Origin of the sequence: Humidesulfovibrio mexicanus (genome assembly GCF_900188225.1) — a bacterium.
Taxonomy (GTDB): Bacteria; Desulfobacterota; Desulfovibrionia; order Desulfovibrionales; family Desulfovibrionaceae; genus Humidesulfovibrio; species Humidesulfovibrio mexicanus.
Genome location: NZ_FZOC01000002.1, coordinates 489909 through 500595 on the forward strand (window position 1 = coordinate 489909; position 10687 = coordinate 500595).

Here is a 10687-nt window from a genome sequence, read left to right on the forward strand (position 1 = left end):
GCCGGGCGGTTAGCGTGAAAACCGCCGGGCGATCTCCTTGCTCGGAATCAGCCCCGTGGCCGCAGCGGAGACGATGTTGCCGGCCACGCCGGGGCCGTCGCCCGCGACGAAGAGGCCGGCCACGGCGGTTTCCAGGTTGGAGGTGGTTTCTATCTGGGTGGCGAAGAACTTGATTTCCGGGGCGTAGAGCAGGGTTTCGTCGTTGGCCACGCCGGGCACCACCTGCCCCAGTTTTTCCAGTCCCTCGACGATGTTGGTCAAGATGCGTTCGGGCAGGGCCATGGCGATGTCGCCACAGACGACGTTCTTCAAGGTCGGCTCGATGGAGCTGTTCTTGATGCGCTGCCAGGTGCTGCGTCGTCCGCGCTTGAGGTCGCCGAAGCGTTGGAGGATGGGCTTGCCGTCGCCGATGAGCGAGGCCAGACGGCCGATGTGCTCGCCGTAGGCCTGGTTGTTGGTGACGGGGTCGTTCAGCACCACCTTGGAGAGGAAGGCGAAGTTGGTGTTGGCGCTTTTCTTGTCCATGTAGGCGTGGCCGTTGACGCAGACGAAATCCTGGTAGTTCTCCAGGGCCACGAAGCCGCCGTCGTTGGTGCAGAAGGTGCGGGTCTGGTCATCGTACTTGCTGGTGCGGATGAAGAAGGTGGGGTCATAAATGACCTCGCAAAGGTCCTGCATGACCTCGCGGGGAACCTCAACGCGCACGCCTACCTCGATGCCGCGCTGGGAAAGCGAAAGGCCGAGCTCGCGCGCCTGGCCGCCCACCCACTCCGCGCCCACGCGCCCTGGCGCAAGGATGACGGCGCGTGCAGAGTATTCACCCTTGTTGGTCACCACCCCGCGCACCGCGCCGTTGTCGGCGACGACCTTCTTGACTTCCTCGGAAGTGTGGAAGGTGACGCCCTTGGCTTTGACGTGTTCGGTCATGTCGCTGATGAGCCGGGGCAGGTTGTCGCTGCCCAGGTGCTTTTGGCGGATGATCAAGAGGTCGATGCCGCATTTGCGGGCCTGGGCGCGGACCTTTCTCGCCTGCTCCATGTCCGTCGGGTACACAGGTCCGTCCATGCCGAAGCGGTTGAACATGGCTTCGGTTTCGTCGATGAGGGCCCTGGCTTCGGATTCCGCCATGAACTGGGTGAGGTCGGTCTTGCCCAGCTTGTGGATGAAGTTCAGCTTGCCATCGGAGAAAAGCCCGGCCCCGCCGATTCCCGACAGGATGTTGCAGGGCTTGCAGTGGATGCAGCCCGTGCGTCCCACGGGGCAATCGCGCCGGTTTGCCTGCTTGCCTTTTTCCAACACCAGCACGGAAAGGCTGGTGTTCTCGCCCAGCCATGCCGCGGCGAAGAGTCCGGCCGGACCTCCGCCCACGATGATGACATCGAAGTCCGTGCGTGCGTTTTTGCCTGGGGTCATGTTTTGTCCTCATGGTGCCATGATTTGCGCAGCGCGTGCGCGCGCGTCTGGAGCCTGTTGGATGTAGCACCGGGCTGGGCGCAACCGCAAGGGCTTGGGAGCAGGTATTTCCGTCGTGCATTTTCCTGTAACCGTCCCGCAAGAGCTCGCGTCATAGTGCCATGAAGGACTCCTTCGTCGCCCTTGGGGAGGGGAGACGAAGAGAGGACGCCGATGACAAGACTTTGATCGCGGCCAAGGGCCGCGCCACGACGCGTAACCGTTTCAGGCAATGCGTTCTGGTGTTTTGCGCCCCCTGTCATTGGCGTGCGGGGGGCTGATTTGGAGATGTTGTATGCAGATCAACTCCTCGACAAGCGGGACAAGTTCGATCTTTTCCATGGACGAGATGGACACACGGCTCGCCACCGACATGGTGAGCGCGAAGGATTCGGATTCCAGCGGCTCGCTTTCCGCCTCGGAGCTTGGGGTGAGCGATTCCGATGTTGCCGAATTCGATACCGACGGCGACGGGGTCTTAAGCAGCGCGGAGCTTGCCGCGGCGCTCAAGGCCAAGCGAGAGAAGATGCAGGCGCAGATGGACTCGCAGATGCAGCAGAGCAGCCAGCTTGGAATGCTGCAGAGCACGCTCTCCGGGGCGCAGGGCGAGGAAGAGGCTCCGAGCATTGATCAGCTGATCTCGGGTCTGTTCGGCGATTCCGGGTCCGATGGTTCCGAAGGCACGATGGCGGTGAGCGCGGCCGACTCTTCGGAGACGGCGAGCAACGCGGGCTCTTCGCTGTCCGAGTTCCTTGAGCAGATGGACACGGAAATGGCCGCGACCATTCTGAACATGAAGGACACCGATGGCGACGGCGTGCTCAGCGCCGAGGAACTCGGAGCCACCTCCGAGCAGATCGCCGAGTTGGACACCGACGGCGACGGTGTGCTGAGCCAGGCAGAGCTGGCCACGGGGCTTGCCGCGGAGCGCGAGACCATGATGGCCGAAAATGGTGGGGTCATGCCGCCCCCGCCGCCTGCTGGCGAGCAGGGCGTGAGCGGCGCGGCTTCGAGTATGGACAGCACCGCGATGGACGCCATGATGCAGAGCATGTTCAGCACGGGAACGGGGGTGAGCGGGAGCGGAGACTCCAGCACCACCACGGCCACGCTGCAGGAATTCCTGCTGCGGCAGAAGGCCAGCAGTGCGTATCAGAGCGTTGACAACCTCATCGCCGGGCTTTTCTCCGGCGGTGCGGATTCCCGGTCGGTTTCCCTGGACGCGTAAGCGTCTCGGCCGATCGTGGCCCTCCCGGGGGTCGGTCTGGTCAACCGGCCCCCCACTTTTGACAGGGGCGGCGACAAGGGGCTACATGCAAAATGGTGTGGGGCGGTTGGCGTGCGGGTAACGCCGCAGAGATGAAGGAATGAACGACGCCGAAATTGTGCGCCGGGTGCTTGATGGCGATGTGAACGCCTACGCGTTGCTTGTCGATGCGCATTCCGCGCAGATCATGGGCATCGCCGCCAGGCATGTGCCGCCGGACCGCGCCGCAGAGGTTGCTCACGACACGTTTGTGCGCGCCTTTGAGCGTCTTGCCACGTACAAGGGCGAGAGCCCTTTCGTGCATTGGCTGACGCGCATAGCGTTGCGCCGGTGCGCGGATTTTTGGCGCGGTCGTGCCAGGAGCCGTGAGACGCCCTTCAGCGCGTTGGGCACAGGGGCGCGCGAGTGGATTGAAAGCATTCCCGACTCCGCCGCCGAGGACGTGGATGCGCACGCCGAGCGAAACGAGGCCGGGGTCATTCTTGACTGGGCGCTCGCGCAGCTTACGCCGGACGACAGGCAGGTGCTCGTGATGACCCATATGGATGGACAGGCCTTGAACGATGTGGCGGAGTTGATGGGATGGAGTCTTTCCAAGGTCAAGGTGCGCTCGCACAGGGCGCGGCGGAAGCTGCGCGATGTGCTGGGACGTATGCTCGACTGAACCGCAGGGGGTGCGATCATGGACGATGGCAGACTCGACAGACTGGAGCAGGCGCTCATGCGCGCCGGACGCGCCCGCCGGGGCGTGGTCGCGGATGATTTCACGGCAGGGGTCATGCGTGCTGTGCGCAACCTTCCGTCGCGCCGTCTCGCGTTTGGGGACCTCTTTGGATTGGCGGCCCGGCGTTTTGCGCCGGTGGGAGCGATCGCCGCGACCGCGACCTTCGGGTATGCCCAGATAATGGAGCGTGTGTTCAACCAGGCCCTTGTGTCCCTGTCCCTGCATGGCGGCTCCAGCGCCCTCAGCCTGGCCGGGCTGATGCCTTAGACGGAGCGCGGCATATGAAGTCCTGGAAGGCCTGGCTCCTGGTGGCCGTCATTTTTCTCACCGGCGCGATGGCGGGAGCCTACGCCATGCGCGTCTACATGGTCCGGAATCTGCCGGAGCTCCTTGAACATACGCGCCAGCGTTTGGAGGAGCATTTTCTCGACGTTATCGACAGGGAAGTGGGATTGCGCCCTGAACAGAAGGAACGCATTTTGCCTATCTTGCGGGAGTCCGTGCTCAAGGGCGACCGCATCCACGCTTCGGTTCGCGAGCAGATGGACGCCGTGCGCAAGGAGGCTGACGAGCGCATCGCCAATGAGTTGGATGCGGACCAGCGCGTGAAGTTCGACGAGTTCCGCGTCCGCATGGAGAAGCTGGCCCGTCAAGGGCCGCGACCCGGAGGCCCGCCGCCTCCAGGATTTTCACCTCCGCCCGGCCCTCCCCCGGAGGGGGATCCCCGTGGCTTTCCGGCAACGAAGGAAATGCAGCCGCACCAGTAGACAGGAGGACGAACATGGCCGTGCCTGCAACGGAACGGACCCGCCACGCGCGGGTCCGGGAGGATTCGTGTTGACTTCGTTCGGGGAGATTTTCCCCGGCAGGGTGGTGATGCTTGACGCCAACCTCTTCGATGTTGTTGCGTGCGCCACCGGCAGCCCGTCCATTCGCTCGCACTATTGCGCCTGCCTGGAGCTTGGCCCCCGGCGCATATGCTGGCTTCCGGTGAACTCCGGCGCCAGCCCGGGACGCCTGCCCATCTTTCGCGAGGAGAAGCGCGGCCACCCCAACTGGGTGAACAACCCCAAGAAGCGCAGCGCACAGGGGGTGAGCTACTACCATCCCACCCAGGTTTGGGCGCTGACACCCGAAACATCCGTGCTGGCCTCGCGCCATGACCTCTCCACACTGGCTTCGCCGAACCTCATCGTTCCCGGCTGCCTTGCCCGCATCCTTTCCGATTGCGCCCGTGCGGTCGAGATGTCGCACGCGCTGGCGCCGGTATAGCCGAGCGCCGCGGTTCTTCTTTCTGCGTTTGACCAGCGGGGCGCTTTGGCCTATGTTTCCAGGTTCGGGGGAGTCGGGCAGCCCGGCTTCTCCCGGCCCCGAACGCTGAATCCTCAGAGAAAGGATACCCCGCATGACGACGTCAGAGAATGCTTCCGGCGAGGCCTGTCCTGCCGCCCCGGTGAACTTCATACGCGCCCGCGTGGCCGAGGACGTTTCCTCCGGCAAGAACGGCGGCCGCGTCATGACCCGTTTTCCGCCCGAGCCCAACGGCTACCTGCACATCGGCCACGCCAAAAGCATCTGCCTCAATTTCGGCCTGTCCAGGGAGTTCGGCGGTGTGACGAACCTGCGCTTCGACGACACGAATCCGGCCAAGGAGGAAGTGGAGTACGTCGAAAGCATCATGCGCGATGTGAAATGGCTGGGGTTCGACTGGGAAGACCGGCTGTACTACGCCTCTGACTATTTCGAGCGGCTCTACGGGTATGCCGTGGAGCTCATAAAGAGGGGCAAGGCCTATGTGGATGACCAGAGCGCCGAGGAGATCCGCCAGTCTCGCGGCACTCTCAAGGAGCCCGGCACGAACAGCCCCTGGCGCGAGCGCGGCGTGGAGGAGAATCTGGACCTCTTCGCCCGTATGCGCGCGGGCGAGTTCCCGGACGGCTCCCGCGTTTTGCGCGCCAAGATCGACATGGCTTCCCCCAATGTCGTCCTGCGCGATCCCGCCCTCTACCGCATCAAGCATGTGCATCATCATCGCACCGGCGACGCGTGGCGCATCTACCCCATGTACGATTTCGCCCACTGCCTGTCGGACTCCATCGAGGGCGTCACGCACTCCATCTGCACCCTGGAGTTCGAGAACAACCGCCCCCTCTATGATTGGATTTTGGACGCGCTGGGCGTGTTCCACCCGCAGCAGATCGAATTTGCGCGCCTGAACCTCACGTACACCGTGCTTTCCAAGCGCAAGCTCATCCACCTCGTGAAGGAGGGGATCACCACGGGTTGGGACGATCCCCGTATGCCGACCCTTTCCGGCATCCGCAGGCGCGGGTTCACACCCGAAGCCCTGCGCGACTTCTGCGAGCGCATCGGCGTGGCCAGGTGCGACAACATGGTGGAGTACAGCCTGCTGGAGCACTGCCTGCGCGAGGACCTGAACGAGCGAGCGCCCCGCGTCATGGCGGTGCTCCGGCCGCTCAAGGTCGTCATTGAGAACTACCCGGAGGGGCAGACGGATGAGTTCGACTTCCCCTGGCACCCGGAAAAGGACATGGGGTCGCGCGCCGTGCCGTTTTCCAGGGTCGTGTATATCGAGCAGGACGACTTTCGCGAGGATCCACCCAAGGGCTTCCACAGGCTGTCCCCTGGCAAGGAGGTGCGCCTGCGCTATGCCTATTACATCACCTGCCGCGAGGTGGTGAAGGACGAGGCCGGAAACATCGTGGAACTGCGCTGCACCTACGATCCCGAGAGCCGCGGCGGCGGAACGCCGGACGGCCGCAAGGTCAAGGGCACCCTGCACTGGGTGAGCGCGGCCCACGCCGTGGACGCGGAGGTGCGGCTGTACGATCTGCTGTTCACCAAGGCCAACCCCGGCGCGGAGGAGGACTTTACCGCCTGTGTCAACCCCGATTCGCTGGAAGTGGTGCGGGCCAAGCTGGAGCCCTCGCTTTCGGCAGTTGAACCCGGTTGGCGCTGCCAGTTCGAGCGCCTGGGCTACTTCTGCGCCGACGAGAAGGACTCGAAGCCTGGTGCGCCAGTGTTCAATCGCGCCGCCACCCTCAAGGACACCTGGGGCAAGATCGAGAAGCGGCAGGGCGGAAGATAGTCCGCTGACCATTGTCCTTTGGGGCCGTTTCGGATGATCCGGGGCGGCCTTTTTTATTTCTTGACGGCGAAGCTTCATCTTGTTAGTTGTGCATACAAGTCAAAGGCGTGAGCTAGGGAAGAGTGAATGAAGAAGTCCCATGAAATGGTGCACCATTGTCTGTATTTCACAGCCAACTCCCTGGGCCGCGCCATGACGCGCCTGGCGGAGGAGGCCTTTCGTCCGACGGGGCTTTCGCCTTCGCACGCCTTCGTACTCATGCTTGCGGCGGAGGAACCTGGCATAGGTCCCGGCGAACTTGCGGAGCGGCTGGCGCTGGCTCCGTCAACGGTAACGCGTTTCGTGGACGCGCTGGTGCTCAAAGGGCTGCTGTCGCGCACGGCAGAGGGCCGCGCGGCGCGGCTTGCGGCGACTCCGGCGGGCTTGGCCCTGCTCAAGGGCGTGGAGCAGGCCTGGAAACGGCTGCACGCCGCCTATCTTGACGTGCTTGGCCCGGAATCAGACCGTTTGGCGCGAGAGCTTGACGAGGCCTGTCGCAAGTTGGAGGGCAGGGCAGAGGCATAGGCGTCCCAGGCGGGCCGCTGCGAAAAATTGTTATTTTTGTTTGTACACACAAAGAAGGAGCGAACATGAAGCGGAACCTTGGGCCCGTCAACGCCCTGTACCCCTCCTTGACCACCATAATCGGAACCGTGGTGGACGGCCGGGCGAATTTCCTGGCCGTGGCCCATGTGGGCATCATGAACCATGGGCAGCCGCAGTATCTGTCGTTTGGCATCAACACTGCGCACTATTCCGGCCAGGGCATCCACAAGCATCGTGAGTTCAGCGTGTGCATTCCCAGCGAGGACATGGTGAGGGAGACGGATTATGTGGGGCTTGTGAGCGGGAAAAACACCGACAAATCCAGCTTGTTCGAGCTGTTTCGTGGAGAACTTGCACATGCTCCCCTGATCAGGCGTTGCCCTGTGTGCATGGAGTGTCGTCTGGACCGCGTGCTTGACTTCGGAAAGCATGAGGTGTTTGTCGGCGAGATCGTCGCGACCCACGTAGACGAGGACGTGCTGCGCCAGGATGGAAAGATCGACATCGCCCGTGTGCGTCCGCTGCTCTTTGATTTCTCCAGCGTTACGTACTGGGGCCTCGGAGACGAGGTGGCGGAATGCTGGAGCGTCGGCAAAACGCTCAAGGGACGGCCCGCGTAGGCTGCACAGCTAGGCGCCGCATAGCCCCAAAGCGTTCCAGGGAGAGGGCGCTTGCCTTGCTGTTTCGGTGAACATGGCCCGGACTTCGCTGGACGTGGGAATGATTCCCGGGCGGAAGGGAGACGCCCAGGGGTCGCCGCGGAGCAGGGCGAGAGCCCAGCGGCACACGTCCGGCCCGAAAGCTCCGGGAGTCTCCGCCACCAGCAGGGCCTTGGAATGGCCGTCCAGGTCGGCGGGCATTCTGCGCGATGGCGGGCAGAAGGCCTGCAATCTCTGCACATGGGCGATGCCGCCGCCGGAAAGGACCAGTCGCAGCCAAAAGTCCCACTGGGCCAGGCGCAGTCCGGAGCGCAGGCCTCCCAGGCGTTCCCACGCTTCACGGCGCACCAGCGCGGCCGGGCCGACGGGGTTTGTGCGGGACAGCTGCTCCGGATGGAACGGGCGCAGACGGACCAGAGGGGAACCGCAGGGGCTTCCTGCCGTATGCGCTGCATAGGCCGCCTGAGCGTGATCCTGTTCAAGGGCCGCAAGGCAGCTGCCCAGGAACTTCGGACTGAGCAGCGCGCCTTCCGGCACAAGGGCCAAGACGCCCTGGTCGGCATCGCGGGCGGCCGCGTTCATGGCCATGCCAGGCGTCATTCCCGTGGCGTTGAGCACCCGTATGCTGTTCAGACCGAGGGCGTTGCAGAGGAACTCGGGATCCTGCGCACTCGGCGCGTGGGGGACGGCGCTGGCCAGAACCACATCGATTCGGCCAGGGCCTATGTCTTGTGCTGCGAGCGAAGCCAGGGTGCGCATGAGGGCGGCGCGTGCGCTCAAGCGATGGTGGATGAGCAGCCGAATGCGTTCGTTGGCGGTCATTGCGCGCTCCCTTCCATGGGTTGGCGGTCGGGCACGGTCCGTGTGCCAAATTCAAGCTCTATCGCGTGCTTCATCGGCTTACAGCATGGGAAACTTTAGGCCGGGCCGCGCGTTGGGACTGGTTGGCGTCGGCTTTTCCTGTCATAGTCCTTGCATACGCCAGTGCGTTGGTGCACGGCAAGCCGGCCGCGCCGGTCCGGATTTCGGGAGGGGTTGGGATGGATCAAGACGCCACGCCGCTGGTCGCCCAGGCGGTGAGCCGGGCTGAAGCCGTCATGGATGGCGACGCCATCGACGATTTGCTGCTGACGGCAGACGGCAAGGCCTGGCGGCTTTGGGGGCGCGGTGGCCGCGTGCGCGAGTCGGCTTTGGCCGCCGGTGTCCCGCAACGATCGCTGCCCGTGCTTCTTGGGCCGAGTCTGGGGCCTTGCCTGGAGGCGCTGCTTGCGCGCGGCGGTCCGGTTGCGGTTGTGGACCGCGAAGCGGCCGCGTGGGAACTCACTGGCTTGCGTCGACGTTTTGGCGGATCGGCCGGGTTGCTGTGGCTTGATGCGGGCGATGCGCGCGCTGTGCTCGACGCCCTGACCCGCTGGCAGGCCGAGTGGGGGGGGATGCCTTTTGCGCCTTTGGCCGCGCCGGGCGCGCGGAGGATTTCTCCTGAACTCTACGGCGCGCTATTCGACACCCTTGCCGCCAGCGCCAAGGCGAATTTCTGGGACCGCGCCGCATACCCGAAATTTCAATCCACGACGCCGCGCGTGCTGTTTCTTGACCGGCCCTATTTCCTGAACAGGGAGATAAAGGACGCTCTGACGCGCATGGGCGTCGCCTGGTCCCCGTTGCCTGTGCCCATGGAGGACCGGGGCAGCACGGCTTTTGTCGAGGGCTTGTTGCGCCGGATCCTGGAGTTCAAGCCCGACCTGCTTCTTACGGTGAACCATTTTGGGCTGGACCGCGAGGGGCGGTTGGCCGAACTGCTGGAACGCCTCGGACTGCCGCTGGCCTCCTGGTTTGTGGATAATCCGCTGCTCATTCTCTCCCGCTATGCGGGCTTGGCGCGGCCGGGCACTGCGTTGTTCACCTGGGACGAGGACAATGTCGCCGCGCTGCGCGATGCCGGATATGCCCATGTGCATTATTTGCCGCTGGCCACCGATGTTCACCGTTTTCGCCCCGGACTTCCCCAAGGCCCAGAGAGCTGGCGTTCCCGAATCTCCTTCGTGGGAGATTCCATGACGCGCGCCGTCGCCGAGAGCCTCGCCGCCTGCGCGTGCGTTCCCGAGCTGTGCGCGGCATACCGCGATATCGCCGCCGGATACGGCGCCGCCCAGGAACGCGGGGTGGAGGCATACCTCTCCCTCGCGCATCCGCACATCGCCAAGCGGCTGCAGTCCGAGGTCGACCTCGCCCTGCGCCTGTCCTGCGAGGCGCTGCTCACCTGGGAGGCCACCCGGCAGTATCGCCAAGCCTGCGTGCGCGCGGTGGAGCCCTTGGCCCCCCTGGTTGCCGGGGACGCCGATGGCTGGCGCGCGGCCCTGGGGGCGGGAACGTCCGCGCGTGTCATGCCCCGGTTGGACTACTACGACGATCTGCCGCGCTTCTACCCCATGAGCCAGGTGAATCTGAACTGCACGAGCAGACAGATGAAGGGCGCGGTGAACCAGCGGGTGTTCGACATCCCGGCCTGCGGCGGCTTTGTGCTGACGGACAGGCGGGAGCAGCTGGACCGTTTGTTCGAGCCCGGACGGGAGAGCGTGGCGTACGACTCGCCGGAGGAGTTGCCCGAGGTCGCCTCGCGTTGCCTTGCCGATGAGGATTTGCGCCGCAGGGTGGTGCAGGCTGCGCACGCGCGCATACTGGCGGAGCACACCTATGAGCACCGCCTGTCGCGGCTGCTGGAGATCATGCGCGCGTCCTTCGGCGAGCATCGTGCGGAGCGTTTTGCCCCGCGGTCTTGAGAATTCTGCGGGAGTCTGCCATAGTTGAACCGGCGGTTTGCGCCGTCCATCAAGCGCGGAGGGCGCGGTGTCCGACGAGCAGTCCAACCATACCGGTCAGGCGGCCCCCCC

Annotated in this window: 11 protein-coding genes; 9 read left to right on the top strand and 2 right to left on the bottom strand. The window is 64.5% G+C overall.

The window, feature by feature from the left end; all coding sequences use genetic code 11:
- Window positions 1–9 precede the first annotated feature (9 nt).
- The gene (locus CHB73_RS05965; RefSeq protein ID WP_089273084.1) at window positions 10–1413 is read right to left on the bottom strand and encodes an NAD(P)/FAD-dependent oxidoreductase; all 1404 of its coding nucleotides are present in this window, start codon (window positions 1411–1413) and stop codon (window positions 10–12) included.
- A gap of 379 nt (window positions 1414–1792) precedes the next feature.
- On the opposite strand from CHB73_RS05965, the gene CHB73_RS05970 reads away from it, so the two are divergent.
- From CHB73_RS05970 to CHB73_RS06005, 8 genes are all read left to right on the top strand, one after another.
- The gene (locus CHB73_RS05970; protein WP_179216922.1) at window positions 1793–2680 is read left to right on the top strand and encodes an EF-hand domain-containing protein; all 888 of its coding nucleotides are present in this window, start codon (window positions 1793–1795) and stop codon (window positions 2678–2680) included.
- A gap of 139 nt (window positions 2681–2819) precedes the next feature.
- Window positions 2820–3383, top strand: coding sequence for an RNA polymerase sigma factor (locus tag CHB73_RS05975; protein WP_089273088.1), 564 nt, complete (start codon window positions 2820–2822; stop codon window positions 3381–3383).
- 18 nt (window positions 3384–3401) lie between these two features.
- Window positions 3402–3710, top strand: a complete 309-nt coding sequence (locus CHB73_RS05980; RefSeq protein ID WP_089273090.1) for a hypothetical protein — start codon at window positions 3402–3404, stop codon at window positions 3708–3710.
- 14 nt (window positions 3711–3724) lie between these two features.
- Window positions 3725–4210, top strand: a complete 486-nt coding sequence (locus CHB73_RS05985) for a hypothetical protein (RefSeq protein ID WP_089273092.1) — start codon at window positions 3725–3727, stop codon at window positions 4208–4210.
- Between the two features lie 67 nt (window positions 4211–4277).
- Window positions 4278–4715, top strand: a complete 438-nt coding sequence (locus CHB73_RS05990) for a hypothetical protein (protein ID WP_089273094.1) — start codon at window positions 4278–4280, stop codon at window positions 4713–4715.
- 133 nt (window positions 4716–4848) lie between these two features.
- Window positions 4849–6552, top strand: coding sequence for a glutamine--tRNA ligase/YqeY domain fusion protein (locus CHB73_RS05995; RefSeq protein ID WP_089273096.1), 1704 nt, complete (start codon window positions 4849–4851; stop codon window positions 6550–6552).
- Window positions 6553–6678: 126 nt separating this feature from the next.
- Window positions 6679–7116, top strand: a complete 438-nt coding sequence (locus CHB73_RS06000) for a MarR family winged helix-turn-helix transcriptional regulator (protein WP_089273098.1) — start codon at window positions 6679–6681, stop codon at window positions 7114–7116.
- Window positions 7117–7181: 65 nt separating this feature from the next.
- Window positions 7182–7757 (top strand): flavin reductase family protein, encoded by a 576-nt coding sequence (locus tag CHB73_RS06005; RefSeq protein WP_089273100.1) that lies wholly within the window; start codon window positions 7182–7184, stop codon window positions 7755–7757.
- A gap of 9 nt (window positions 7758–7766) precedes the next feature.
- Here the strand turns inward: CHB73_RS06005 and CHB73_RS06010 are convergent, their stop codons facing one another.
- Entirely contained in the window at window positions 7767–8618 is an 852-nt protein-coding gene (locus CHB73_RS06010) for a glycosyltransferase family 2 protein (protein WP_089273102.1), read from the bottom strand.
- A gap of 218 nt (window positions 8619–8836) precedes the next feature.
- Here CHB73_RS06010 and CHB73_RS06015 point away from each other — a divergent pair, with 218 nt between their 5' ends.
- Complete coding sequence (locus CHB73_RS06015; RefSeq protein ID WP_089273104.1) at window positions 8837–10576, top strand: CgeB family protein; 1740 nt, start codon at window positions 8837–8839, stop codon at window positions 10574–10576.
- Window positions 10577–10687: the final 111 nt, after the last annotated feature.